This is a genomic window from Adlercreutzia sp. ZJ473 (assembly GCF_013185065.1).
GTDB lineage: Bacteria > Actinomycetota > Coriobacteriia > Coriobacteriales > Eggerthellaceae > CAAEEV01.
Window position 1 is genome coordinate 1 of the sequence record NZ_JAAVTO010000021.1, and the last position, 25,737, is coordinate 25,737.

Here is a 25,737-nt window from a genome sequence, read left to right on the forward strand (position 1 = left end):
GGCGGCGCGGGCGTGGGCGAGCCTCCCGCCGGCGCCGCGCCGGCGAGCGTCGACGCCCCCGCGGCGCCGTCCGCCTACGTGAAGATCTCCGACGGCTGCGACCGCTGGTGCTCGTACTGCGCCATCCCGCTCATCCGCGGGCGCTACCACAGCTTCCCCGCCGCCGACATCCGCGCAAGCGTCGCCGAGCACGTGGCCGCCGGCACGCGCGAGATCGTCCTGATCGCGCAGGACACGGGGCGCTGGGGCCAGGACTTCGACGAGCCGAGCACGCTCGCGCGCCTCATGGAGGACCTCGCCGAGGAGTTCCCCCACACGTGGCTTCGCGTCATGTACCTGCAGCCCGAGGGCGTGACCGACGAGCTGCTCGCGGTGATGGCGGGCCACGACAACGTCTGCTCGTATCTGGACATCCCGCTGCAGCACGTCGACGAGGCGCTCCTGCGCGCCATGAACCGCCGCGGGTCACGCGCACGGTTCGAGGCGCTCATCGAGCGCGTGCGCGCCGCCGTGCCCGACGTCACGCTGCGCACCACGCTCATCGCGGGCTTCCCCGGCGAGACGGACGAGCAGTTCGAGGACCTCTGCGACTTCGTGGCCGAGGCGCCCTTCGACTACGTGGGCGTGTTCGCCTACTCGCGCGAGGAGGGCACGCGCGCCTTCGACCTGCCCGACCAGGTTGACGAGGACGAGAAGGCCGACCGCGCCCAGCGCCTGCGCGACATCGCCGACGCGGCCTGCACCGCGCGCGTCGCCGAGCGCGCAGGCCGCACCGTGCGCGTGCTCGTGGAGGGCCGCGAGGAGGACGGGCAGCTCTTCGGGCGCGCCCAGTGCCAGGCGCCCGAGGTTGACGGGGTCACCTACCTCGACGCCGGAGAGGTGGGCAGCATCGTGGAGGTGCGCGTCGGCGACACCCTCATGTACGAGATGGAGGCGGAGTAGCGCATGCCCGAGAAGCTCTGGACACCTGCCAACGTCATCACGCTCACGCGCATCTGCCTCGTGCCGGTGTTCGTGCTCGTCCTCTTGAGCCCCTGGCCCGAGTGGCTCGGGCTCGACTTCGTCAGCACGCAGATGAAGTCGCTCATGGCGGCGGGGGTGTTCGTCCTCATCTCGTGCACTGACTGGATCGACGGCTACCTCGCGCGCAGCCGCGGCGAGGTCACCGACTTCGGCAAGTTCATGGACCCGCTCGCCGACAAGATCCTCGTGGCGGCGGCGCTGCTCGCGCTCGTGGAGCTCGGCGTGCTGCCGTCGTGGCCCGTGCTCATCATACTGGCGCGCGAGTTCATCGTCTCGGGCGTGCGCATGATCGCCGCCACGAAGGGCGAGGTCATCGCCGCGAGCTGGTACGGCAAGGCCAAGACGGTGTTCCAGATCATCGCCATCGTGCTGTTCCTCGTGAAGGACGGCCTGCATCCGGCCACGGTCGGCTCCGCGCTCGGCGACCCGCTGTACGTGCTGTCATGGCTCGTCATGCTGGTCGCCCTCGTGCTCACCATCGTGTCGATGCTCGACTACCTGTCGAAGGCGCGCCACCTCCTCGGCTTCGCGCCGGCGAAGGCCCGCGGGAAGGCGAAGGACGCAGCTGGAAGCGAAGCCGAGGACGGGCCCGAGGACGCGGCGAAGGGCACGGCGGAGGGCGCGGCGGGCCGGGAGGTGCCCTCGGCAGCCGAGCTCGACGCGCTCGTCCACGACCAGGCGCGCGCGGTGGTCGCCAAGGCGCTGGCGAGCGGCACGCGCCTGGCCACGGCCGAGAGCCTCACGGGCGGCATGATCTCGAGCGCGCTCACGTCGGTTCCTGGCAGCTCGGAAGTGGTGCGCGGCGGCGTGGTGAGCTACGTGAACGAGGTGAAGCACGGCGTCCTCGGCGTCGACGCGGGCGTGCTCGAGGCGCAGGGCGCGGTGTGCGCCGAGGTGGCCGAGGACATGGCGCGCGGGGCCCGGCGCACGCTCGGCGCCGACGTGGCCGTCGCCGTCACCGGCATCGCCGGCCCCGGGGGAGCCGAGGAGGGCAAGCCCGTGGGGACCGTCTGGTTCGGCCTCGCCTCCGAGGGCGAGGCGCGCTCCTGGACGCGCTGCTTCGAGGGGACGCGCGAGCAGGTCCGCCAGCAGACGGCCCTCGAGGCGCTTTGCGCCCTCGCGGGCGAGGCGTAGGGCGGCTTCACGCGGCGCGCTGTGCGTCATGCGCGGCGGCTCTGCCCGCCAGGACGCGGCGCGCTTTTGCTTGACGTGCGCCAGGTAGAGGCGACATGCAGGCGACCTCCCGCCGCTGCGTCATGCGCCTCAGGGCGCAGCCTCCTGCCGCATCCTGGCCAACTCCCCGCCATCACGCCGTCAGGCGGCGCCGCTATGCTGCAAGGCGTCAAGGCGCGCCCGCAGAACTTTCTCGGGAAAAAAAGGAAACCTCCTTGACCAACAAACAGGTGTTCGTATAATAGGCGTATACCGTTTCAAGACGAACAGCCTACGCCGCCGCACGCAAAGGAGCGCACATGAACCAAGACAAAGAGAAGATGCTCAAGCTCACGACCGACCAGATCGAGTCGAAGTTCGGCAAGGGCTCCATCATGAAGCTCGGCGAGGGCGGCGCGGACCTCAACATCGGCGTCATCCCCACCGGCGCGCTCCCGCTCGACGCGGCGCTCGGCATCGGCGGCGTGCCGCGCGGGCGCATCATCGAGATCTACGGCCCCGAGTCCAGCGGCAAGACCACGCTCGCGCTCCAGATCTTGGCGGAGGCCCAGGCCATGGGCGGCATCGTCGCCTTCATCGACGCCGAGCACGCGCTCGACCCCGTCTACGCCGCGCGCCTCGGCGTCGACATCGACGAGGTCCTCATCTCCCAGCCCGACACCGGCGAGCAGGCGCTCGAGATCTGCGACATGCTCGTGCGCTCAGGCGCCATCGACTGCGTGGTGATCGACTCGGTGGCGGCGCTCGTCCCGCGCGCCGAGATCGAGGGCGAGATGGGGGACACCACGGTCGGCCTGCAGGCGCGCCTCATGTCGCAGGCGCTGCGCAAGCTCGCCGGCTCGCTCTCCAAGTCGAACACCACGTGCATCTTCATCAACCAGCTGCGCGAGAAGATCGGCGTCATGTTCGGCAACCCCGAGACCACCACGGGCGGCCGCGCGCTCAAGTTCTTCGCGAGCGTGCGCATCGACATCCGCCGCATCGACTCCATCAAGCAGAGCGGCGAGATCGTCGGCAACCGCGTGCGCGCCAAGGTCGTCAAGAACAAGGTGGCGCCGCCGTTCCGCCAGGCGGAGTTCGACCTCATGTACGGCGAGGGCATCTCGCGCGAGGGCTGCATCATCGACATGGCCGTCGAGTGCGGCGTCGCGAAGAAGAGCGGCGCGTGGTACACCTACGGCGAGGAGCGCCTCGGCCAGGGGCGCGAGGCGGCGAAGAACACCCTGCGGGAGAACCCCGACATGCGCGACGAGATCGAGCGCAAGGTGCGCGAGGCGTTCGACATCCCGGTCCTCGACCAGAACCTCGGCGAGGACGCGGCCACGCCGCTCCCGAAAGACGGCAAGCGGAAGTAGCGCGCGCCCATGTCGTCGAAGAGCAGCGTGATCGAGCAGCTGAGAGGCAGCATAGCCGCCATCGAAGGCGGGGGAGCGGGCGGGGGGCGGGCGCCGCGCCCCGCCCGCTCCCCGAAAGCCGCACGCCACCCTGCGGGGCGTGCGAGCTTCGCAGCCGCCGCGCCTTCCTCGACGCCGACAAGCCCTGCGGGCTCTGGGGCAGCTCACGTCAGCTCCGCCGAGCCGAACGCCCTCGAGGAGCAGGCTGACGAGGCGTATCAGAAGGTCCTGCGCTGCGTGAGCGTGCGCGAGCAGTCCACGGCGCGCATGCGCGACAAGCTCATGCGCGCCGGCTTCGCCCCCGAGGCGGCCGACCGCGCGATCGAGCGCGCCTGCCGCGTCGGCGCGCTCGACGACGCCCGCTACGCCGAGGCGCTCGTGCGCGCCACGCTCGCCGCCGGCAAGGGCCTGCGCTTCGCCGAGGCGGAGATCGAGGAGCTCGGCATAGACGTCAACTCCCTCGACGCCTACCGCGACCACCTTGACGCAGGCGATGGCGACGAGGTGGCCCGCGCGCTCGCCGCCATCAGGGCGCGCCCGCCGCGCGCCAAGAACAAGCGCGAGGCGGCCTTCCGACGCTGCGTCGCGAAGGGCTTCTCCTCGGACGTCGCGACCTCCGCTGCGAGGATATGGTGTGAGGAAGGATAATCCGTTCGCATTTGCTCAGGCGAAACGGCGCCTTGATGCGGTATACTTGATTCTTGCTTTGAGCGATACGTACCCGATGGGTATTTGCCTATAGATATAACTTCATAGTGAGTCTATCCTGTCGTGCCTATTGCTCATGTCGGCTTGTTGCCGGCATTTTTTGTTGACTGACCACCTTAAAGACGTAACCAACTCAGACGAAAGGGGGAGCACATGATCGAGATGATCCTGCTCATTGTCGGCGTCGCCGTCGGCATCGCTCTCGGTATCGTCGTTGCGCGCTTCATCGCAAACTCTTCCACGAAGAAGGCCGCCGACGAGGCAGCCTCGCTCACGAAAAAGGCTGCTGATGAGGCGTCTGCGCTTGTCGAAGACGCGAAGCGACAGGCGGAGAACATGCGCCGCGAGGCCGACATCGAGGCTAAGGACAAGGCGATCCAGTACAAGCAGCGCGTTGACGACGAGAACAAGGAGCGCCTGCGCGAGGTGCGCGCGGCCGAGAACCGCGTGTCGCAGCGCGAGGAGTCGCTCGACCGCCGCGTCGAGACGCTTGACGCGCGCGAGCACCAGCTCTCGTCCCTCCAGGGCCAGATCGACCGCCGCGAGCGCGACCTTGACGCCGCCGAGGTGGAGATGGGCCGCCGCCTCGAGCGCGTGGCGGGCATGACGCCGCAGGAGGCGAAGGCCGAGATGCTCGACGCCCTGCGTGACGAGGTCACCCACGAGTCCGCCGCCATCATCCGCGACGCGGAGACGCGCACCAAGGCCGAGGCCGACAAGAAGGCGCGCATGATCCTGAGCCTCGCGATCCAGCGCGTGGCCGCCGACCACTCGGCCGAGAACACGGTGTCCACCATCCACATCCCGTCGGATGACCTCAAGGGCCGCATCATCGGCCGCGAGGGGCGCAACATCCGCTCGTTCGAGCAGCTCACCGGCACGAACCTCATCATCGACGACACGCCGGAGTGCGTGACCATCTCGTGCTTCGACCCGGTCCGCCGCGAGATCGGCCGCGTCACCATGGAGAACCTCGTCGCCGACGGGCGCATCCACCCCGCGCGCATCGAGGAGATGTACGGCAAGGCCGTCTCCTTCGTGAACCAGCGCGTCCAGGAGGCGGGCGAGCAGGCCGTGTTCGACACCGGCATCCACGACTTGGACCCCGAGCTCGTGCGCACGCTCGGCCGCTTGCGCTACCGCACCTCCTACGGGCAGAACGTGCTCAACCACTCGCTCGAGGTGGCCTACCTCGCAGGCGTCATGGCCTCCGAGCTCGGGCTCGACCCCATCCCCGCCAAGCGCGCGGGCCTTCTGCATGACCTCGGCAAGGCGGTCGACCACGAGGTCGAGGGCAGCCACGCCGTCATCGGCGCCGACCTCGCGCGCCGCTTCGGCGAGCGGGCCGAGATCGTGCACGCCATCGAGGCGCACCACGCCGACGTCGAGCCCAACACCATCCTCGACGTGCTCATCCAGGCGGCCGACGCCGTCTCCGCCGCGCGCCCCGGCGCCCGCAAGGAGACGCTCGACGCCTACATCAAGCGCCTCGAGAAGCTCGAGGAGATCGCCAACGCGCACGAGGGCGTCGAGCGCACCTACGCCATCCAGGCCGGCCGCGAGGTGCGCGTCATGGTGAAGCCCGAGGTGGTCGACGAGGCGCAGGCCGTCGTCCTCGCGCATGATATCGCCCACCAGATCGAGAGCGAGATGCAGTACCCCGGTCAGGTGAAGGTCGTGGTGATCCGCGAGAGCCGCGCCGTCGACTACGCAAAGTAACATGAGCGAGAACGCGCTGACCACGTTCGTGGAGTCAGTGTGCGGCGATAGCCACCTCCGCGTCGAGCAGGACTTCGGGGGTGGCTACGTTCGTCTTCGGAGCACCGAGGCCGAGAAGCGCCAGGCCGCCCAGGACATCCGCTCGACCGAGGACATCGTGATCGAGCTTCTGCGCAACGCCCGCGACGCCGGCGCGCGCCACGTGTTCGTCGTCGCTCAGCGCGACGACGTGACGCGCACGCTCACCGTGATCGACGACGGCTGCGGCATCCCCGAGAGCATGCGCGCGCGGGTGTTCGAACCGCGCGTCACCTCGAAGCTCGAGACGGCCCACATGGACAAGTGGGGCATGCACGGGCGCGGCATGGCGCTCTACTCCGTCTCCGTGAACGCCGAGGAAGCCTACGTCGCCGCCTCAGACGAGGGCGCCGGCACCTCCCTCGTCATCAGGACGAACCTGAAGAAGCTCAAGGAGAAGACCGACCAGTCGACGTTTCCCCGCTTCGAGGTGCGTGACGGCGTGCACGCCATGCGCGGGCCCCGCAACATCGTGCGCACCGCCGCCGAGTTCGCGCTCGAGCACCGCCGGGAGTGCAGCGTCTACTGCGGCTCGGCCACCGAGATCGCAGCTACCCTGTACGAGTACGGCCGCGCGACCACCTCGCTCGCCGAGCGCACCTTCGCCTCGGACGACCTTGCGCTCGCGAAGCGCCTCGCCTGCGCGACCGACCCGGCCGCCTTCGCCCAGATCGCCGCTGACCTGGGCCTGCCGATGTCGGAGCGCTCGGCGCGCCGCATCGTCGACGGCGCCATCAAAGGCACGCCGTCGCTGCTCGAGCGCCTGCAGGCCGAGAGCTTCCCCGCAGATGCGCCTGCCCGCGCTAAATCCGCAAGCGCGCGCGACAGGCGCGGCCTCAAGCTCGCCGAGCCCGACGCCGCGCTTCTGCGCGATGCCGCGCGCAGCGCCTTCGCCGACGTCGCGCGGCGCTACTACCTCGAGCCTGACGTCGAGCCGCGCGTCCGCGTGACGCAAGAGGCCATCACCATCACCATCCCCGTGGAAAAGCTCTCCTAGCTGCGCCGCATCTGTTGCGTACAAGTGTCTCATCAGATAGAATATGTGTTTGTGCTCACAAGCGGCATCACAAGACATGCGGCAGGGCGCACGCTGAACGCACCATACCCGGAGCATCGAACGAACAAGGAACGCACGTGTCGACAGAACAAAAACCCGAGATCGGGTGCCTCAAGGTATCATCCAAGTCATCTCCCGCCTCCGTCGCCGGCGCCATCGCCGGCATGATAAAGGACGGCGTCGTCGTCGAGATCCAGGCGGTGGGCGCCGGCGCGGTCAACCAGGCGGTGAAGGCCATCGCCATCTCCCGCGGCTTCCTCTCGCCCATCGGCATCGAGATCGTGTGCGTGCCCTCCTTCGCCGACATCGTGATCGACGGCGAGTACCGCACGGCCATCCGCTTCGCCGTCGAGCCGCGCTCCATCCGCGGCGGCGCGCGCACGCCTGACGCCGCGCGCGACTAGAGGCCGCCCATGTCAACCTTCTTCGGCCTCACCTTCTGCGTCCACACCTTCGGGTGCCAGATGAACAAGCACGACTCCGAGCGCATCTCCGGCATGCTCGAGGGGCTCGGCGCCACGTCCGTCGCCACCATCGAGGAGGCCGACATCGTCGTCTTCATGACGTGCTGCGTGCGCGAGGCGGCTGACGTGCGCCTCTACGGGCAGGTGGCCTCCTTGAAGAACGTGGCCCTGCGCCCGCAGACGCCGCTGTCCAAGCGCATCGTCGCCGTGGGCGGCTGCATCGGCCAGCGCGACGGCGAGAAGCTCACGCGCGACCTGCCGCACCTCGACGTGGTGTTCGGCACGCACAACCTCGGCTCGCTCCCCGCGCTGCTCATGGCGACCATCGACGAGGGCGGACATCAGGTGGAGGTTCTCGACGCGTCGAGCTCCTTTCCCACCGAGCTGCCGAGCTCGCGCGAGCTTGCGTGGGCGGCGTGGCTGCCCATCACCATCGGCTGCGACAACTTCTGCTCCTACTGCATCGTCCCGTACGTGCGCGGACGCGAGAAGTCGCGCCCGCTCGAGGACATCGCGGCCGAGGCGCGCGGCTACGTCGCGGCCGGCGTGAAGGAGATCACCCTGCTCGGGCAGAACGTCAACTCCTACGGGCGCGACCTCTACGGCGCGCCGCGCTTCGCCGATGTGCTCGACGCCGTCGACGCCGCGGGCATCGAGCGCCTGCGCTTCGCCACGAGCCACCCGAAGGACCTGACCGACGAGGTGATCGAGCGCTTCGCCACGCTCCGCTCGCTGCAGCCCGCGCTCCACCTGCCCGTGCAGTCGGGCTCGAACCGCATCCTTGCGGCCATGAACCGCCGCTACACGCGCGAGCACTACCTCGACCTCATCGAGAAGCTGCGCGCGGCCCGCCCCGACATCGCCCTGTCGACCGACGTCATCGTGGGCTTTCCCGGCGAGACGGCCGAGGACTTCGAGGACACCTACCGCATCGTCGAGGAGGTGGGCTACCACCAGGTGTTCACGTTCATCTACTCGAAGCGCGAGGGCACTCCGGCGGCCCAGATGGTCGACGACACGCCGCGTGAGGTGATCCAGGAGCGCTTCGACCGCCTGGTCGACCTGGTGCAGCGCAAGGCGTTCGAGCTCAACCAGCCCGAGGCGGGCAGGACGGTTCCCGTGCTCGTCGAAGGCGCGTCGAAGCGCGACGCGTCCATCCTCATGGGCAAGAGCCCCAAGAACCAGACCGTGCACGCGCGCATCCCGCAAGGCGTGCGCATCGAGGACCTCGCCGGCACCATCGTGAACGTGCGCGTCGACGAGGCCCGCACGTGGTACCTGTCGGGCGAGATCGCGTAAGCGGAGAGCATGACGCGCTTGAGCCTGCCCGCACCCGTCATCGGCATCGTCGGCCCCACGGCGTCGGGCAAGTCCGACCTCGCCCAGGCCATCGCGCTGCGCGTCGGGGGAGAGGTGGTGAGCGCCGACTCCATGCAGGTGTACCGCGGCATGGACATCGGCACGGGCAAGGTCGCGCCCTCCGGGCGCGTGGTCCCGCATCACGGGCTTGACCTGGTCAACCCTGGCGAGCCCTACTCCGCGGCGCTCTTCCAGGCGTATGCGCGCGCCTGCTTCGCCGACATCGCGCAGCGCGGGCGGCGCCCGGTGCTCGCAGGCGGCACGGGGCTCTACGTGCGCGCGGCGGTTGACGACTACGACTTCCCGCAAGGCGAGCAGGTGGGCAACCCCGTGCGGGAGCGCTACACGCGCCTCGCCGAGGAGGAGGGGCCGCAGGCGCTCTGGGAGCTTCTGCGCGAGCGCGACCCCCGAAGCGCCGCCGTCGTGCACCCGAACAACGTGCGCCGCGTGGTGCGCGCCTTCGAGCTGCTCGAGGAGGGCATGAGCTACGCCGAGCAGAAGGAGAACCTCGGCAAGATCGAGGCCGCCGTGCCCGTCGTGCTCATCGGCCTGGCCGTCGACCCCGACGTCCTCAAGGATCGCATCGACCGCCGCGTCGAGGACATGGTGGCGCGAGGGCTCGTCGAGGAGGTAAAGAATTTGTTAAACCAGGGCTTCCGCGCGGGCATCACCGCGCCGCAGGCCATAGGATACAAGGAGGTCGTCGCGGCCCTCGACGACACGTGCACGCTCGACGAGGCCGTCGAGCGCATCAAGGTGGCCACGCGGCGCTACGCCAAGCGCCAGCGCACGTGGTTTCGCAAGGACGAGCGCATCCGCTGGATCAACGCCGACGACTTCGACGCCGACGCGCTCGCCGAGGAGGCCCTCGCGCTCATACGCGACGCCGACGCGGCCTTCGAGGCGCAGCGGGCAGGGGAGCGGCGCTCATGAGCATCTGGACGACGCAATCAAGGAAGCAGGGAATGGAACTCAACTTCGCCAAACTCCACGGGCTGGGAAACGACTTCGTGTTCATCGACGACTTCAGCCGCGAGCTCGAGCTTACGGCCGGGCAGGTGCGCTGGCTGTGCGACCGGCACTTCGGCATCGGAGGCGACGGCGTCATCCTCGCGCGCCCCTCCGCGAACCCCGCCTGCGCCGCGTACATGCACTACATCAACTCGGACGGCACGCTCGCCCAGATGTGCGGGAACGGCGTGCGCTGCTTCGCCAAGTTCCTCGTGGACCGCGGCTTCGTGAACGCGCAGGACGGCGCGTTCGTCGCCGACACGCTCGCCGGCCCGCGGCCCATAAGCTTCACGACCGACGAGGCGGGGCTCCTGACGAGCGCGACGGTCGACATGGGCCGCCCCGTGCTCGATCCCGCGGAGGTGCCCGTGGACGCGCCGGCGAACGCCGCGTCTGACCAAGGCGCCGCGTTCGTGAAGGAGCTTCCCCTCGAGTCCCTGTGGGGTGCGTTTCGCTTCACGTGCGTGTCGATGGGCAACCCGCACGCGATCTGCTTCGTCGACAGCTGGGACGAGGTGCCCGACGCGCTGTTCGCCGATCCGGCTGAGAAGTCGCTCGAGGCGCTCGACCTTGACGCCGTGGGGGCCTTCTTCGAGCGCCACGAGGCGTTCCCCGAGAAGGTCAACGTCGAGTTCGCCGTCATCGCGGATGACGGGATTCACATGCGCGTGTTCGAGCGCGGCTGCGGCGAGACGCTCGCGTGCGGCACGGGCGCGTGCGCGACGAACGTCGCCGCCTTCCTCACCGGGCGCGCAACCCGCGAGAACGACCTCGTCCTGCGCGGCGGCACGCTTCACGTCCGCTGGGCCGACGACGGCCACGTGATGATGACGGGGCCTGCCGCCGAGAGCTTCGCCGGCACGGTCGAGCTGCCGGTTGAGCTGCCCCGGCTCTCGACCGGCGCGTGACGGCGCGCAGCAAGGAGCCTTACCGTGTCTGAATTCGAACCCGTCATCTACCGCGGCCCCGTCACTACCTCGGAGGAGCGCCGCGAGCGCGCCGTCCTCGTCGGCGTCGACCGCCCGGGCCTTGCCTGGCCGCTCTCCTCCTCGCTCGCCGAGCTCGAGCGCCTTGCCGACACCGCCGGCGCCGATGTGGTGGCCACCACCACGCAGAAGCTCGACGCCCTCAACCCGCGCACGTTCGTGGGAAGCGGCAAAGCCGCGGAAATCGCCGACCTCGCGCGCGCCCACAGCGCCGACCTGGTCATATTCGACGACGAGCTCACGCCCTCGCAGCAGTCGAACCTCGAGCACATCGTTGACAAAGACGTCAAGGTGATCGACCGCACGGCGCTCATCCTCGACATATTCGCCCTGCACGCCACCAGCCGCGAGGGGCGCCTGCAGGTGAGGCTCGCGCAGAACCAGTACCTCTACCCGCGCCTGCGCGGCATGTGGGCGCATCTGGCCTCGAACCGCATGGGCGGCGGCGTGGGGTCGCGCTTCGGCGAAGGCGAGAGCCAGCTCGAGGTTGACCGCCGCATGGTGCGCAAGCGCATCACCTCGATCAAGCGCGAGCTCGCCCATCTGGGGGAGGTGCGCGCGCTGCAGCGCGAGAGCCGGTACGCGAGCGGCATGTTCAAGGTGGCGCTCGCCGGATACACCAACGCCGGCAAGTCGAGCCTCATCAACCGCCTCACGAACGCCGACGTGCTCAGCTACGACAAGCTCTTCGCCACGCTCGACTCCACCACTCGCAAGTTCGAGCTTCCCGAGGGACGCGAGATCACCGTCACCGACACGGTGGGCTTCATCCAGAAGCTCCCCACCACGCTCGTGGAGGCGTTCAAGTCGACGCTCGACGAGATCACGGGCGCTGACCTCATCCTGCACGTGATCGACGCCTCGTCGCCCGAGTTCGATGGGCAGACCGAGGCCGTGCGCGAGGTGCTCGGCCAGATCGGCGCCCAGGGCATCCCCTGCATCGAGGTGTTCAACAAGGCGGACCTCCTCGCTGACGAGGAGCGCGCAGGCCTTGCCGCCCGCTACCCGTTCGCCCAGGTGGTGTCCGCCCATACCGGCTTCGGCATCGAGGAGCTCGTGCGGCGCATCAGCGCTGCCGCTGCCGCGTCCGACGTGCACATGGAGGTGCTCATCCCCTACGCGAAAGGCTCGCTCGTCGCGCTTGCGCACGAGCGCTGCCACCTCATAGGGGAGGCGCATGAGGAAGAGGGGACGCGCCTCACCATGCTCGTCCCGCCGAGCTACGCCGACACGTTCGCCCCCTACCGCGTCAAGCGGGAAGGGGAGGGGGCCGAGACGCCGAAGGCTGCGCGGCCATGAGCTGTAAGGCGGGTGCGCTTTCGAGATGCGCTCGCCCGCCTTACAGCCTGCGGAACACCGCCACGACCTTGCCCGCGATGGAGCAGTCGCTCACGATGATGGGATCCATGCTGGAGTTCTCAGGCTGCAGCCTGATGTGGTCCTTCTCCTTGTAGAAGCGCTTGACCGTGGCGCCGTCGTCGACGATGGCCACGACGATGTCCCCGTTGTTGGCGACGGGCTGCTCCTTCACCACGACGTAGTCGCCGTCGTTGATGCCGATCTCGATCATGGAGTCACCCCGCACCGAGAGGAGGAACGACGGCGCGTCCCCCACGATGTCCGTGGGCAGCGTGATGGTGTCGGTTATGTTCTCCTGTGCGAGGATGGGCGTGCCGGCCGCCACGTCACCCACGAGGGGAACGTCGACGACCTTGCCGAAGCTCGGCGTGATGATGTTGGTGGCCTCGTCCTCGAGCGGATAGGTGAGCGCGATGGAACGCGACTTCAGCGGGTCGCGCTTGATGTAGCCCTTCTCCTCAAGCGCCTTCAGGTGCACGTGGACGGTGGAAGGGGAGGAGAGGCCCAGGGTCTGGCACACCTCGCGGACCGTGGGGCCATAGCCCTTTTCCCGAATACAATCCTCGATGCAGCTGAGCACTGCCTGTTGGCGTTTCGTGATCTTCTGTGCCATGGCTTTTCCTTCCTTCGCGAACAAATGTTTTAAAAAGGTATTGACATGAACTTTTGTTCGACCTATTATATCCACGAACAAAGGTTCTACGCAAGACCTGGAGGGAAGAAAAATGAAGAATCTTGAGATGAACTACCCTGTGGAAGGCACATCCGCTCTTCGTTTGGCCCCTGAGAGCACGCCCGTGCGCTGTGCGCGCATCATCAGCTTTCCCGGAAAAGGCGACGGGGCCATGCCTCGCGAGGCGTCCGCGGCCTCAGACCCCGCGCAAGCTGCGGGCTCGCTCGCCGGGCTTCCGTTCAACCGGTTCACGCGCACCCAGGTGATCGTCGCCTTCACGGCGGGCATCCTCATGAGCGTCGCCGCGCTCGTCCTCTAGCGGCCAGCATCCTTATTTCGTGCAGATGGACGCCGTCTGCACTGCATGCGGTATGATGGAGCGCAAACGAGCTTAAGGAGCGCCATGTACTGCCCATCATGCGGATACGCTGAGTCAAAGGTCGTTGACTCCCGGTCAGCTGAAGAAGGAGCGTCTATTCGCCGTCGGCGCGAGTGCCTTGCGTGCGCGCATCGCTTCACCACCTACGAGCGCCTCGGCGAGAACCCCATCATCATCATCAAGTCCGACGGCTCATCTGAGGCGTTCGACCGCCAGAAGCTCATGCGCGGCCTGCTCATCGCCTGCGCGAAGCGCCCCATCTCACCCGAGCAGATCGACGGGCTCATCTCGGGCATCGAGGGCGACCTGAGATCCTCGCCGCGCACTGAGACGCGCTCGAAGGACCTCGGCGACATGGTCCTCGCGCGCCTCGCGAACCTCGACGACGTCGCCTACATCCGCTTCGCCAGCGTGTACAAGGACTTCCAGAGCATCGAGGAGTTCGCCCAAGCCCTCAAGGAAATGAATGCGTAGGTGCGCCATGTCGCTTAAAGTGCCCTTTCTCATGACTGACGCTGAAATCGAACGTCCGTCCTATTCCTATGAAGGTGACGCGGGGCTTGACCTGCGCGCGACGCACGCCGCCGTGCTCGAGCCCTTCGAGCGCGCGACGATCAGCTGCGGCTTTGCGCTCGCCATTCCCGAGGGCTACGCCGGGCTCGTCATCCCGCGCAGCGGGCTTGCGGCGAAGCACGGCATCTCGGTCGTCAACGGGCCGGGACTCATCGACAGCGGCTATCGCGGCGAGGTCAAGGTCATCCTCGTCAACCTCGACGCACACGAGGCGTTTCACATCGAGCCTGGAGACCGCATCGCGCAGCTCGTGATCGTCGCCGTTCCAGCCGTCTCGCTCGAGGGCGCAGAGAGCCTTCCGGCAAGCGAGCGCGGAGAAGGCGGTTTCGGGAGCAGCGGACGCTAGATTTCCACGACTCAGAGGTCAGGGGAAGGCAAAACGGGGCCTTAGAGCGGCTCTCAGCGCCTCGTAGATAAAACACCAGGTCAGAAGCTTACTTTTCAGAAAAGAGAACACCTGTGGACGAAAACCAGCGCAAAGAGGACAACCAGGCAGGCGAAAACCCGATGCAGCCGCCGACGCTTGGAAGAACGGCGCAGCTCAAGTCAGCCCAGTCGCTCGTCACCTTCGGCATCATCGCAGGCCCAGTCTCCATGCTGCTCGGCGGCGTGCTGGTCAGCTCGATCGCACTTGCGTGCTCCATCATCGCGTACGTGAAGGTGCGCGGTGTCATCAGCTCCGAGGAGTCCATAGACGCCACAGCCCGCGCGATCCAGCGACAGGCCCTCGTGGCCTTGGCCGTCAGCGCCGTGGCGCTCGTGTTCAACGCGATCTACCTGGTCATCATGATGCCGAGCATCATCGAGGCCGTCAGCTCGGGCGATCTCTCGACGATGTTCGACTTCGGCAACATGCCCGGCCAGCAGACGCCTCCCGCAGAAACCTCCTCGATCTGGGGCTAACTTTAAACGCCCCTGCGAGGGCTATGCGAGCAAGGCGAGATTCCCAGCCCACAAGCAGCCCCTGGATCACTACCTGCGTATGATACAAATTATTGATAACATATGTTATGTAAAGTAATGCAATAAGTACTTATCATATGGAGGAAGAAGCTGCCCTTCCAAGTTTTATTCCGTTTGGGAAGGAGTACTACCTGGCGGGCGGATCATGCGTCAAACGAGGCCCCCGACGCCGCGCCTCGGAGGGAGTGAGGCACGATGCCGGGGGCCAGTTGAAGAGGGCTCGCCTTGTTCGGGTCAACCTTGCCTTGATTCGCCTTGGTTGACCCTAACTTGCCCAAGCGCGATCAGACTGTTCTGTTTGAGCGCGCTCTGCCCTGAGCTTCTTTAAGTAGACCTAGACGCTAGGCGCCGTAGTTGATGATGCCGTTCACCTCGTCTTCGGACATCTTGTAGCCGAAGAAGTGCTCGTAGAAGTACGTGATGTCCTCAGCGAGCTCAGCTTCGGAGTACAAGTCGGGGTACAGCTTGTTCATCGCCCACATGACGGTGAGCGGCTGCTCGACCGTGCGGTTGCCCCACACATGCGCCACCGTCGGGACGGCGTACACGCGCTCGTCTTGGATAGCGGGGATGTTCTGCAGGTTAGCGTCAGCGAGGATGTCGCCCACCTTCACGTTCGACGAGAAGATGACCTCGGGCTGCCAGCTGAGCAGGTCCTCCATGGTGTATTCCAGCGAGTTCTTGACGTGGGCCTCCTTCGTCACGCTGTCCCCGCCCGCAGCGTCGATCCACCACTCGGAGATGATGTGGGGGTTCGTCAGCGACGTGACGTCTCCGTAGAGCGTCTTGATGCGATCAGCCTCGGCAAGCCCGCTGGTCAGCGACTCCGCCTTGCCGACCATCGTGTCAAAGTAGTCGTTGTAGTCCTGTGCGCGATCGGGGACGTTGAGAGCCTCCCCCATCAAGGTGACGGCCTCCTTCACGTCCTCGACGTCGTTCCATTTCAAGACGATGCAGGCGAGTCCGTTTTCCTCCAGCTGCTGCGCCGTCTCCTCGGTCATGGTGATGCAGAGGTCGGGGTTCACGGTGAGCGTCTTCTCGATGTCGACGCCGTCGGCCGTCTCAAGCACCTCCCCTTCTTTGATCTGCGGCGCGAACTTGTACTGCATGGCCCACTTGTCGTTCTTCGTGAAGTTCGCCGGCATCTCGTTCACGATCGCATCGCCTTTGCCCATGCACTCGACGAAGGCGTTCAGCACCCCTACCGACCCGAACGTGGCGATGCTGTCAACTTCAGCGGGAATCTCAACCGTCCTGTTCGCCATGTCGGTGACGATGCGCGTCGTCGGAGCCTCAGCGGCCGAGCTGCTGCTCTCGCCCGCCGTCCCCGGCTCACTTGACGCGCAGCCGGCGAGCGCAAGGCACGCGAGCGCTGCTGCCAGCAGCATCGAGAGCGCCGTGCCGGCGACCTTTCGCATGTTTCGTTTTGCCATAGCTTCGAAGTCCTTTCTCTTCTGTCTTTCAAGCCCTTTCAAAGCTCGCATCGAGCTCTTGGCTTCCTTCGGCATCAGCTTGCACGCGGGCGTAGACCGTCTCGTCAAGCAGGGGGATGCACGTCTTGACCACGAGGCCTCCCACGAACGTTCCGCCCACGTGAACCGGCGTGTCGTACAGGTTGGTCAACGACTCGCTGGTCACAATGTCGTCGGGCGGGCCGACGTCGACGAGCGCGCCGCCCTTCATCAGCGCCGCCTTCGTGCACGCCAGGAAGGCATGGTCGGGGTAGTGCGAGGTCATGAGGATGCCCAGGCCCTGCCCTGCCAGGTACTTGAGGGCCGTGAGGATCTTGACCTGGTTGTGGTAGTCGAGGTTGGCGGTGGGCTCATCCATGACCAGCAGCCGCGCGTCTTGGGCGAGCGCCCGCGCGACGAGCACCATCTGGCGCTCCCCTCCCGACATCTCCTGGTAGCGGCACTCAGCCAAGTGCGCTATCTGCAGGCGCTCCATGGCCTCGTCAACCACCTGCATGTCGCGCGCCGTATGGCTGGCGCCAGTTGCAAGATGCGCCACGCGCCCCATGAGCACCACCTCGCGCGCCGTGTAGGGAAACGCGATGCTCGTCGACTGCGGCACGTAGGCCAGGTAGCGGGCGCGCCTCTCGAGGCGCATCCTCGTCACGTCCTCGCCGTCAACGAGGATGCGCCCGCCATCCGGCTTCTCAAACCCGAGCAGGCAGCGCAGAAGCGTCGTCTTCCCCGTTCCGTTCGACCCCAGAAGGCACAGTATCTCGCCACGGTCAATGCTGAAGCTGACGCCCTTCAGCACTTCCCTGCCCCGACGATACGAGAACCTCAAGTTGCTGACGTCGAGCATCACACCCACTCCTTCCGCGTGCGGATGAGGAGGAACACGAACATCGGCGTGCCGATGAGCGCCGTGAGCACGCCTAGGGGCAAATCGGAGAACGAGGAGCGCACTATGTCGTCGATGAGCAGCAAGAAGATGCCGCCGGCGAGAAACGAGCTTCCCAGCAGCTTGGAGAACGACGCGCCCGTTATCGTGCGGGCGATATGGGGAACCACCATGCCGATCCAGCCGATGATGCCCGCAACGGAGACCGCGCATGCGGTCATGAGGGTGGAGGCCACGATGACGACGCCCTTGACCACGTTGACGTTGACCCCCATGGACCGCGCCTCGTCCTCCCCCGCGGCCAGGACGTCGATCTTGTTGCGAAACGCGAACAGCAGGGCCAGCGACAGCACGACGGCGGGCAACATGAGGACAAGGTCGGCGTTGTCCCCTTTGTTCAAGCTCCCCATCAGCCAAAACGTGATCGACGGAAGCACGCTGTCAGTATCGGCCACCGTCTTCACGATGGAGATGAGCGCTTGGAAGAAGCTGGACGTCACCACGCCCGCCAGCACGAGCACCGTGAGGTTCTGCCGGCCCAGCACCGCGCCGATGACGTAGGCGAGCAGCACGGCCACCGAGCCGCCGACGAAGGCGGCGAGCTGGATCTGCCACCAGGTGCACCCGTTGAGCATGGCGAGCGCCGCGCCGAAGCCCGCGCCTGCCGACACTCCCAAGATGTCCGAGGACACCATGGGGTTCTTGAACACCGTCTGATACGACGCCCCCGACACCGCCAGCGCACCGCCGATCAACACCGAGAGCGTGATCTGCGGAAAGCGGACGCCGAGCATGATCTGGTCGGTCACGGCAGACCAATACGGCTCGATCCCCGTCAGGCGCGAGAGCAGGACGTCGACCACGAGCGACACAGACGCGTCGACGCTGCCGATGACGAACGAGCACAGGTAGACGACGACCAGCGTCGCCGCCAAGAGGCCCATCTTCACCCAGAAACGCCGATCGCGCATCCTCATCGGCTCGCCCTCCCTTGCGCCGAGGTGCCCAGCATCTCCACCGCAAGCTCGCTTCCCGCCGCAAGGCTGCTTCCCGGCGCCAGGGCGCACCAGGCGTTGACTGCCCGCACGTTCTGGGCGAGCGACGTCGCGCGGGAGGGCACGCCGACATGCAGCCTGCCGTCACGCTCCTCGGCAACCAGGCGAACCAGATACTCGAGCTGCGGGCGCGCCGCGAGCGGGACGTCGAGCACGGCGTCTCGCGTCATGCGCTGAGGCACCTCCTGGCCCTGGTAGAAGCATATGAGCGCCTGGAGGAGCCAGTCGCAGGCCAGCCATGCGGCCATCATGGGGCCGGGAACGTTGAGCGCCGGCTTTCCGTCGATGACGGCAAGGCCCACGGGGCGCCCGGGAACCGCCTTGATGCCATGCGAGAAGTACGAGGCGCGCTCCTGCAGAAGCTGGGCGCAGAAGTCCTCGGAGCCGCGCGAGGAGCCGCCGTTCACCAGGACGATGTCGCAGTCCGCCACAAGCTCGTCGATCGCTGCGCCGAGGAGCGCCTCGTCGTCGGCGACGATGGGGTGCTCGACGAGGCAGGCGCCCCATTGCTGCACGAACCCCCTGATCATGAGACCGTTGCTTTGAATGGTCTTGCCGCGGGCGGGTCGCGTGCCCACTGCCACGAGCTCGCTTCCCGTGGGAAGGTAGCCGATGCGCAGCTTGCGCCTCACCTCCACCGCGTCAAAGCCGGCGGCGGCGAGCAGCGCTACGTCCTCGGGACGCAGCACGGTTCCCTCAGCGCAGAGGAGCTCGCCTTCCGCAAGCTGGGACCCTGCGGCGCGAACGCCATCACCCGGCTCGACTCCCTTGACGTCGGCGAGCGAGAGGGTCCCGTCCGGCAAGGCCCCCACCTTCTCGATGGCGATCACCGCGTCAAACTCGTCGGGGAAGTCATCTCCCGTGTCGGCGCGCGCGAAGTCAACGCCCAGCTTCCACGATGACGCATCAGGCATGCCGCCCGCGAAGTCCGCCGACCTGACGGCTATCCCGTCAAAAGCCGACACGCGATGCACGGGCGCATTCCACTGCGCGCGGTACTCCCGGGCAGCAACGCGCCCGAAAGCTTCTTCGAGCCCTATCAGCTCCGTCTCAGCGGGCACCTTCCAGCGGCTCGTCAGCGCGCAGACGGCCTCGGGACGCGTGAGCGCTTTCTCGACATCGAACCTCACGGCAGCTCTCCCCCTCCGTACGTTGTCCTTAATCAATACATATATTAGAATAATAGTTATTCAAGAATAATAAGTTGCCATGGCAACATGAACGTATCTCGCAAGACGAACCGTTGGGTTCCGCCGAAGGAGCAGCACGCAATGCAGCATCATCCGACCACGATCGACCACGAGGCGCTTGCGCGCCTTCCGCTCTTCGAGGGAATTCCCGCCGAGAAGCTCAAGCAGGTCCTCATCTGCCTCAAGGCTCAGCAGCGCTGCTACGCGAAGGACGAGACCATATTCCACAGCGGCGACAATCGGCGCACGGCGGGCGTGCTTGCGCGGGGATGCGCTGCGAACGTATGGGTTGACCGCGAGGGGAATCGCTCGATCATCAGCGAGTACGCCCCGGGATCCATCATCGCCGGAGATGCGCTGACAAGCGGCGTTGCTATAGCTCCGCTCGACGTGGTGGCCACGCGGGATTGCGTGGTAGTGAGCTTCAGCATGGACGTGAGGGTGACCGGCTGCGAGCGATGCCGCCATTACGCCGACATCGTGCAAGAGAACGCGACCAAGGCCATCATGCAGATGAACGAGCAGATGGCGCGGAGGATCTGCGTGCTGTCAGAGCGCTCGGTGCGCGGCAAGATCACGTCGTTTCTGGCTGAGCAGGCCGAGAAGGCGGGATCTCGCTCCTTCACCATCGACTTCGACCGCCAGCAGCTCGCCGACTACCTCTTCGTCGAGCGGACCGCCCTCTCCCGCGAGCTCGGCAAGATGCGGAGGGAAGGGCTCATCGCCTGCGAGCGCAACGAGTTCACGCTGCTCGGCGAATGAGGGGCAGAGCGCGCTGAGCCGTTGAGCGCCGAAGGCGACGCGGCGAAGCGGGCTTGCGGCAGCGACTCCGGCGGTGCTTCCGGCCGTGACTCCGGCAGCGTTTCAGGCAGCGGCGGGTCAGGCCACGCGCGCGCACGCCTCGATCGTCCGCGCGATCACGTCCTCCCACCTGCCCATGTCGCCGTGCTGATCGAACAGCTTCCCGGAGACCGCCCGATGAGGCCAAGGGACCGTCACCATGTCACGCGCCTCGGGGAGCCTGAAGAGCAGCGGGTCAGCCACCAGGACGTCGTAGGCGCCCTGCGCCAAGAGCGCCGCCAGGCGCTCCTCGGAGTCGAGCTCGATTGTGCCCAGCCGTTGCGTTGCGCGCTGGTCGGTGAAGAACGAAGCCGCCGCAACCGAGGCACCGCATGCTCGCCGCGCAACCTCATGCGACAGCGCATGGGCGGAGATCTGCTCGGCCACCACCAGCACGCGCGCGCCCGAGCCGCCGCATGCGTTTGCCGCGAGGAGCGCGCAGGAATCCCCCTTCGCGGCGATCGCCGCCAGCTCGTCCATGCCATGGTCGAAGCATGCCGGCGACCAGCACAGGGAGGGGATGCCGAAGCGCGCCTCGAGCTCACGGGCGAGCTCGAGGCCCGATTCCGAGCCGACGAGCGCGACCTTGCAGCTGGCAAGGTCGTCGGTTTTCGCATGCTCGGCGCCGAAGGGCAGCGCCGGCGTCCACCCGCCGTCCTCGACGAAGCGCATCGCGGCGCGTACGGCCTCGCAGCTTCCGAAGTCGAACGGGTTGAACCCCACGAGGGCGGCGCGCGGCTTTGAGGCCTCGCGTGCAGGACGGTCGCCCGCGCCCGCCTGCCGGCCTGCCTCCGCGCTCGCGTGGCAGCCGCCGCGATCATGCTGCGGCGGCGCGGCGGGCTCGAGACGCAGGGCGGCTTCGTACGCCCGCTTGATGCCGACGTCATAGCTGGCGAACCCGTCAGTCTCGATGCCGACGACCGGAACACCGGCCTCGCTTGCAACCTGGCGCGCCAACCCGGGAAGATCCATGCCCACCAGCGAGGGGACGGGGGTTCCCAACAGCGCGGCCAAGCGGGGGCGCGAGCGTCTCAGCATGGCGCCGACCTGGCATGCCAGCGCCTCGTCAACGCCCAGCACGGTGTCGACGGTGCGCAGCTGCGCGGAAAGCACCGGACGCTCCGCATCGTCGAGGCGCACGCCCTCGGCCTCGAGGAAGCTGTACGAGCAACATCCCGGGTCGACGAAGACCAGCTGCGCGTCGCAGCCGGAAAGGACGCTCGCGGCGCCTGAGTAGTCAGAGGCGAAGGGCGGGAGGAAGCGCGACAGCTGCATGGCTCACACCAGACCTTCCGCGTCGCCCCTGACCGATGAGCGCCCATGCCGCGCCGCGCGCGCCAGCGCTTCGTAGAAGCGCGCCACGCCGTCGAAGCCGAAGCATCCCTCGTCATGGAACATGTCCACCGCGGCATGCGCTCCGAAGCACGCCGCCGCGTCGGCGCCGACGGCCAGAAGCCCCTCCGCGCCGCCCAGGGCGCCCGCGTTCAGCCCAAAGGCGCTGTCCAGCTGCATGATCTCAGGATGCGTCCGCGCAAGCTCGCGCGCTCCCTCACGCTGGGACGCCTTGGCGTGCGGGGCCACGACCGCGATGACGTGAAACCCCGCGTCAGCAAGCGACTGCGCCAGCGCATGCGGCTTGTGCGTCGCAAGGGAGTCAACGGCGACGGGTCGTTCCCCTACCGCCTTGCGTGCCTGCTCGAGCGCGCGTTCGGCACGCTCGCGTGCGCGCCTGAGGTCATGTGACGACGCCTCGGGGCACGTGCAGGCAGCTTCGTCGACCACGCCGCGCGCATGCAGCGCCTGAGCGAGCGCGGCGTAGTTGGCGGCCATGCGGCCGACGCCATAGGTCGTCTGCCAGTGCAACGTCGGCAGGCGCAGCCTCTGCTCGAGCTGGAGGCACTGGCGCCTTCCGATCCAGGAGACCGAGAGCGCAAGCGCGCTCGATGCAAGGCGCCGGTATTCGTCGAAGGTGCGGCAGGTGGCGACGTTGCGCACCTCGCTCACGCCCCACGCGCGCATAACCGCGACGAACTCGGATGTTGCCGGAAGGTCGTCGAACCGCCCCACCACCATGATGGCGTCATCGTGGCGCTCTTGCGGCTCGAGCAGGTCGCATATGCCTCCCTGCATGCCGGATGACTTCTCCCGCCCTCCTTCTGACACCGGGTTGACCCGCGTGACGGCGATGCGGACGCCCGGCACGGCCCTCTCAAGCGCCTGCACGAGCGCTTGCTCGTCTGTGCCCAGAAAATCGTCGACGCAGTTGAACACGAGCGTCACGACGCGCGGACGCTCAGGAAGGCGCGCGGCAAGGTCAGCCACCACCAGGGGCAAGCGCCGCTCGTAGTCACCGAGGGCGATGTCAGAGGGGCTGAGGAAGCAGAACGAGTAGTCATCCGACGCACCGTTCTCCAGGACGCGCAGCGCATGGCGACGCCCGCACGCAGGCGGGCACACGAACAGGGTGTGGCTCTCAGGTACGCGCAGGCGGTCGCGATGGCGCTGCGGCAGGCGCGTGCGGTAGCGAAGGTCAGTCATGCGGCACGGCCTCGGGAAGCGCTGCTATGAAGTCGGCCAGGTCCCCGTATGCGCGGGCGGCGGCGCTGTCGCGGAAGCGCTCGAAGCACAGCGCGCCCGCCTCATCCGACTCTTGGACCTCATCGCTCCGAGGGATGCGCGCCACCAGGCTCACCTGCTCCTCTTCGCAGAAACGCGCCAGGGCCTCATCCTCGTTCCTGACGTTTCGGCAGTTGGCGACGAGCCCGGCGAACTCGGCGTAGCCACGGCCCTCGAAGTGGCGCAGCGCCGCCAAGATGTTGCTTGCCGCATACAGCGACATCATCTCGCCTGAGGAGACGACGAGGACATGCCGGGCGTACGCGCTCCGCAGGGGCATGGCGAATCCCCCGCACACCACATCGCCCAAGACGTCGTACAACACGACGTCAGGGCGCACGACGTCGAAGGCGTGCAAGGCATCGAGCTGCTGAAACGCCGTGATGACGCCGCGGCCCGCGCAGCCAACCCCCGGCAGCGGCCCGCCCGACTCGGCGCAGTAGACGCCTGACGCCGATCGGAACACGATGTCCTCCAAGGCCACAGCGCCGCCGTCGCGCATTCTGTCCAGGACGGTCGGGATGCGCTGCCCGCCCATGAGCAGGCGCGTCGAGTCCGACTTGGGGTCGCATCCTATCTGCAGGACCGTGAGGCCGCGTTCGGCCAAGGCCGCCGCCACGTTGCAGGTGGTGGTCGACTTGCCGATGCCCCCTTTTCCGTAGATCGCAACGCGCCTCACGAAGCCTCCTCGTCCGCCGCGCAGCCTTGCGAAGGCTGCGCTCTTTTCTATCTGCAAACAAGGATAGTTGATCTCAGGCCGAAAGACGTTGCAACGGCAACATGCGGGGCTTGGGACGAGAAGCTGCTCGGCAACAACTACCGCATCATGGGTTGGCCGAGCTCCGAAGCAATCAGCAAGTGCTACGAGAAGATGTCCTCACAAGAGCATGCCTCGTCTTGCTTGGCAAGCGCTCCCTCATGAGCCATATGAACGTCCTGTTGGCTCTCCCCTTTTTCTGCGATAGAATGTACTGCATTGTTATACGTTCTAAGGACTCGCTATGGCAATGGAGGCGACGGCCGTCAGGTTCGCACCTGAGGAGAAGGCCTGGATTCAAAGCTACGCGGACTTCTGCGGGAAGACGTTCTCGGACGTCGTTCGCGAGGCTGCCCTAGAAAAGGTCGAGGAAGCAGTCGACCTCGAAGCCTATGCCCAGGCCCTCGAAGAAGACGACGGGGTTCGCTATTCGACGGACGAGGTTATGCGCATGGCCATGATGGCGCCATGAGCTACCGCGTCGTCTGGACGAAGCGCGCTTCCAAGGAGCTTCTGGCCATTCCGAAAAAGCAGCGCCTCATGATAGCCACGTGGGTGCAAGATAACCTGGAAGGCTGCGCCAACCCAAAGGCCATCCCGAACTCGAAGGCCATCCAGGGCTCCGTTCAGGGCTGGCGCTATCGCGTGGGCAGCTACCGCGTGCTTGCGCGCATCGAAGAGGACGAGCTCATCATTGAAGTCGTCCGGGTAGGCCATCGTCAAGGCGTCTACGGCAACCTGCCGAAGATGTGACCGCTGGGCTGCGAAACAATGCGGGGCCGCAGGCGATGCGATCCCCTTCCGCTGGAAGCCCATAGCGGCTGAGAAGATCAAGGCCCGCGATCGTCGCGGGCCTCTCACACGTCACCGTTCGATGCTACCAAGCTTGGCGAGAAGCTCGGAGGCGGCGGGGCAGGCGTCAAATGCAGATTGCTCGGGTCTATCCTGCCCTGAACTACTTCGAGGCTAGCCGATGGTGACGTCGAACCCCTTCATCAGCACGGCGATGACGCCGCAGAGCAACCCGCCCACGACCCATGCGAGCCAGAAGTAGGCTTGGAGCGGTGTCGTGAACAGGAGCACGAGTCCCACGATGGTGGCGAGCATCATGACGGCGCCGCAGATCGCGCCGACGCGCTTGTCGGATTTATGGGCCGATATCATCTGCTGCTTCTGCTCATGGGGCAGATCCGATGAGGCTATCTCCTCCGGCGTCAGGTACTCCCCGGCGCTCTTGTTGTAGTCGTGCAGGTTGGTGCGTCCGAGCATCAAGCCGCCGTGGACGATGAAGCGCACGCCGATGGCGATGAGGAAGAGCATGGCGGGCGTGCCCAAGATGTCCTCGTAGCCCGTGTCGGAGAGGAACACCATGACGCAGACTCCGAGGAAGATGCAGCATATGCCGCCGATCAGCTCGCGCGAGAACATCGACCGCGCCTGGGCCTTGTCCTCGGGGCGGTAGAAGTCGCTGATGTACGGATGGGCCTTCACGAAAGCCGAATAGCTCATGGCGGCCGGGATGATGAGCGCAAGCCCCGCCGCGATCCCTGCGAAGAGCAGCAGGACGCTCAGCGAGACGAAGACGTTCGACGAGATGACATGCTGCGCCATCCCCTCGCCCGCCTCCCCTATCGCGCCGAACAACGTGCAAAGGGCCACTCCGAGGATGATGGCCATGACGCCGTTGGACACCTTGCTGGCGAGGGAGCGCGCCTGCTCGTCGTAGCCGAAGACGTCCTCCGGCTGCGCCGATCCGCTCACGGCGAGGGAGCTGTCCGCCTCCCGCGCCGTGAGGTCTCCCTGCACGAGCTCGTCGAGCGTGCAGCTGAACACCTGGCAGAGCGCCAGCATCTTGTCCATTTCGGGATAGGACTTGCCCGCCTCCCATTTCGCGACGGACTGGCGGCTCACCCCCAAGCGCATGGCGAGCTGCTCCTGGGTCATGTTGTTCACCGCGCGCAGGTGCACGAGGTTGTCTCTGAAGTTCACGGTATTGCCTTTCTCTTTG

At 66.8% G+C, this 25,737-nt stretch carries 27 protein-coding genes; 18 read left to right on the forward strand and 9 right to left on the reverse strand.

What is annotated here, in order from left to right; genetic code table 11:
- The 11 genes from HRL41_RS05500 to hflX all read left to right on the forward strand — a co-directional run.
- Positions 1-942, forward strand: a 942-nt coding sequence (locus tag HRL41_RS05500) for a MiaB/RimO family radical SAM methylthiotransferase (RefSeq protein WP_172135892.1), incomplete at its 5' end; no start/stop codon positions are given.
- A 3-nt stretch (positions 943-945) separates the two neighbouring features.
- A complete protein-coding gene (gene pgsA / locus HRL41_RS05505) occupies positions 946-2,157 on the forward strand; it encodes a CDP-diacylglycerol--glycerol-3-phosphate 3-phosphatidyltransferase (RefSeq protein WP_172135893.1) in 1,212 nt (403 codons plus the stop codon).
- Between the two features lie 338 nt (positions 2,158-2,495).
- Positions 2,496-3,551, forward strand: a complete 1,056-nt coding sequence (gene recA, locus HRL41_RS05510; protein WP_165054955.1) for a recombinase RecA — start codon at positions 2,496-2,498, stop codon at positions 3,549-3,551.
- Positions 3,552-3,560: 9 nt separating this feature from the next.
- A complete protein-coding gene (locus HRL41_RS05515; protein ID WP_172135894.1) occupies positions 3,561-4,238 on the forward strand; it encodes a regulatory protein RecX in 678 nt (225 codons plus the stop codon).
- Between the two features lie 213 nt (positions 4,239-4,451).
- Positions 4,452-6,017, forward strand: coding sequence for a ribonuclease Y (gene rny, locus HRL41_RS05520; protein WP_172135895.1), 1,566 nt, complete (start codon positions 4,452-4,454; stop codon positions 6,015-6,017).
- Position 6,018: 1 nt separating this feature from the next.
- Positions 6,019-7,092 carry an ATP-binding protein gene (locus HRL41_RS05525; protein ID WP_172135896.1) on the forward strand — a complete coding sequence of 358 codons (1,074 nt, stop codon included), beginning with the start codon at positions 6,019-6,021 and terminating at the stop codon, positions 7,090-7,092.
- A gap of 161 nt (positions 7,093-7,253) precedes the next feature.
- Positions 7,254-7,556 carry a stage V sporulation protein S gene (locus tag HRL41_RS05530; protein WP_172135926.1) on the forward strand — a complete coding sequence of 101 codons (303 nt, stop codon included), beginning with the start codon at positions 7,254-7,256 and terminating at the stop codon, positions 7,554-7,556.
- A 9-nt stretch (positions 7,557-7,565) separates the two neighbouring features.
- A complete protein-coding gene (miaB, locus tag HRL41_RS05535) occupies positions 7,566-8,915 on the forward strand; it encodes a tRNA (N6-isopentenyl adenosine(37)-C2)-methylthiotransferase MiaB (protein ID WP_172135897.1) in 1,350 nt (449 codons plus the stop codon).
- Positions 8,916-8,924: 9 nt separating this feature from the next.
- Positions 8,925-9,908: a tRNA (adenosine(37)-N6)-dimethylallyltransferase MiaA gene (gene miaA / locus HRL41_RS05540; RefSeq protein ID WP_172135898.1), complete on the forward strand. Its 984-nt coding sequence runs from the start codon at positions 8,925-8,927 to the stop codon at positions 9,906-9,908.
- Between the two features lie 32 nt (positions 9,909-9,940).
- Positions 9,941-10,894 (forward strand): diaminopimelate epimerase, encoded by a 954-nt coding sequence (dapF, locus tag HRL41_RS05545; protein ID WP_172135899.1) that lies wholly within the window; start codon positions 9,941-9,943, stop codon positions 10,892-10,894.
- 24 nt (positions 10,895-10,918) lie between these two features.
- Entirely contained in the window at positions 10,919-12,271 is a 1,353-nt protein-coding gene (gene hflX / locus HRL41_RS05550) for a GTPase HflX (protein ID WP_172135900.1), read from the forward strand.
- Positions 12,272-12,311: 40 nt separating this feature from the next.
- Here the strand turns inward: hflX and lexA are convergent, their stop codons facing one another.
- Positions 12,312-12,944: a transcriptional repressor LexA gene (gene lexA / locus HRL41_RS05555; RefSeq protein ID WP_165172505.1), complete on the reverse strand. Its 633-nt coding sequence runs from the start codon at positions 12,942-12,944 to the stop codon at positions 12,312-12,314.
- A 112-nt stretch (positions 12,945-13,056) separates the two neighbouring features.
- Between lexA and HRL41_RS05560 the strand changes: the two genes are divergently transcribed.
- The 4 genes from HRL41_RS05560 to HRL41_RS05575 all read left to right on the forward strand — a co-directional run bounded on the left by HRL41_RS05560 (position 13,057) and on the right by HRL41_RS05575 (position 14,859).
- Positions 13,057-13,323 carry a hypothetical protein gene (locus HRL41_RS05560; protein ID WP_172135901.1) on the forward strand — a complete coding sequence of 89 codons (267 nt, stop codon included), beginning with the start codon at positions 13,057-13,059 and terminating at the stop codon, positions 13,321-13,323.
- 84 nt (positions 13,324-13,407) lie between these two features.
- On the forward strand, positions 13,408-13,857 hold the full coding sequence (gene nrdR, locus HRL41_RS05565) for a transcriptional regulator NrdR (protein WP_165172509.1): 450 nt from the start codon (positions 13,408-13,410) through the stop codon (positions 13,855-13,857).
- A gap of 7 nt (positions 13,858-13,864) precedes the next feature.
- A complete protein-coding gene (dut, locus tag HRL41_RS05570; RefSeq protein WP_256368287.1) occupies positions 13,865-14,302 on the forward strand; it encodes a dUTP diphosphatase in 438 nt (145 codons plus the stop codon).
- A 113-nt stretch (positions 14,303-14,415) separates the two neighbouring features.
- Positions 14,416-14,859, forward strand: coding sequence for a hypothetical protein (locus HRL41_RS05575; protein WP_172135903.1), 444 nt, complete (start codon positions 14,416-14,418; stop codon positions 14,857-14,859).
- Between the two features lie 401 nt (positions 14,860-15,260).
- Here HRL41_RS05575 and HRL41_RS05580 read toward each other — a convergent pair whose 3' ends face one another.
- Genes HRL41_RS05580 through HRL41_RS05595 form a run of 4 tightly spaced genes read right to left on the reverse strand, consistent with a single transcriptional unit; the run spans position 15,261 to position 19,456 of the window.
- A complete protein-coding gene (locus tag HRL41_RS05580; RefSeq protein ID WP_172135904.1) occupies positions 15,261-16,352 on the reverse strand; it encodes an ABC transporter substrate-binding protein in 1,092 nt (363 codons plus the stop codon).
- A 28-nt stretch (positions 16,353-16,380) separates the two neighbouring features.
- On the reverse strand, positions 16,381-17,232 hold the full coding sequence (locus HRL41_RS05585; RefSeq protein WP_172135905.1) for an ABC transporter ATP-binding protein: 852 nt from the start codon (positions 17,230-17,232) through the stop codon (positions 16,381-16,383).
- Positions 17,232-18,242: an iron ABC transporter permease gene (locus tag HRL41_RS05590; protein ID WP_216662535.1), complete on the reverse strand. Its 1,011-nt coding sequence runs from the start codon at positions 18,240-18,242 to the stop codon at positions 17,232-17,234. Before HRL41_RS05590 ends, HRL41_RS05585 begins: the two co-directional genes overlap by 1 nt.
- Before the next feature lie 2 nt (positions 18,243-18,244).
- Positions 18,245-19,456 (reverse strand): molybdopterin molybdotransferase MoeA, encoded by a 1,212-nt coding sequence (locus HRL41_RS05595; protein WP_172135907.1) that lies wholly within the window; start codon positions 19,454-19,456, stop codon positions 18,245-18,247.
- 141 nt (positions 19,457-19,597) lie between these two features.
- On the opposite strand from HRL41_RS05595, the gene HRL41_RS05600 reads away from it, so the two are divergent.
- Positions 19,598-20,278 (forward strand): Crp/Fnr family transcriptional regulator, encoded by a 681-nt coding sequence (locus HRL41_RS05600; RefSeq protein ID WP_165172520.1) that lies wholly within the window; start codon positions 19,598-19,600, stop codon positions 20,276-20,278.
- Between the two features lie 117 nt (positions 20,279-20,395).
- Here the strand turns inward: HRL41_RS05600 and HRL41_RS05605 are convergent, their stop codons facing one another.
- Genes HRL41_RS05605 through HRL41_RS05615 form a run of 3 tightly spaced genes read right to left on the reverse strand, consistent with a single transcriptional unit; the run spans position 20,396 to position 23,651 of the window.
- The gene (locus tag HRL41_RS05605; RefSeq protein WP_172135908.1) at positions 20,396-21,631 is read right to left on the reverse strand and encodes a nitrogenase component 1; all 1,236 of its coding nucleotides are present in this window, start codon (positions 21,629-21,631) and stop codon (positions 20,396-20,398) included.
- Between the two features lie 3 nt (positions 21,632-21,634).
- Positions 21,635-22,894, reverse strand: coding sequence for a nitrogenase component 1 (locus tag HRL41_RS05610; RefSeq protein ID WP_172135909.1), 1,260 nt, complete (start codon positions 22,892-22,894; stop codon positions 21,635-21,637).
- Positions 22,887-23,651 (reverse strand): nitrogenase iron protein NifH, encoded by a 765-nt coding sequence (locus HRL41_RS05615; RefSeq protein ID WP_172135910.1) that lies wholly within the window; start codon positions 23,649-23,651, stop codon positions 22,887-22,889. The genes HRL41_RS05610 and HRL41_RS05615 overlap by 8 nt, the downstream gene beginning before the upstream one ends.
- Before the next feature lie 322 nt (positions 23,652-23,973).
- On the opposite strand from HRL41_RS05615, the gene relB reads away from it, so the two are divergent.
- Positions 23,974-24,201: a type II toxin-antitoxin system RelB family antitoxin gene (relB, locus tag HRL41_RS05620; protein ID WP_172135911.1), complete on the forward strand. Its 228-nt coding sequence runs from the start codon at positions 23,974-23,976 to the stop codon at positions 24,199-24,201.
- On the forward strand, positions 24,198-24,482 hold the full coding sequence (locus HRL41_RS05625) for a type II toxin-antitoxin system RelE/ParE family toxin (RefSeq protein ID WP_172135912.1): 285 nt from the start codon (positions 24,198-24,200) through the stop codon (positions 24,480-24,482). The genes relB and HRL41_RS05625 overlap by 4 nt, the downstream gene beginning before the upstream one ends.
- 213 nt (positions 24,483-24,695) lie before the next feature.
- On the opposite strand, the gene HRL41_RS05630 is transcribed toward HRL41_RS05625, so the two are convergent.
- A complete protein-coding gene (locus HRL41_RS05630; RefSeq protein ID WP_172135913.1) occupies positions 24,696-25,718 on the reverse strand; it encodes a helix-turn-helix transcriptional regulator in 1,023 nt (340 codons plus the stop codon).
- Between the last annotated feature and the right edge of the window lie 19 nt (positions 25,719-25,737).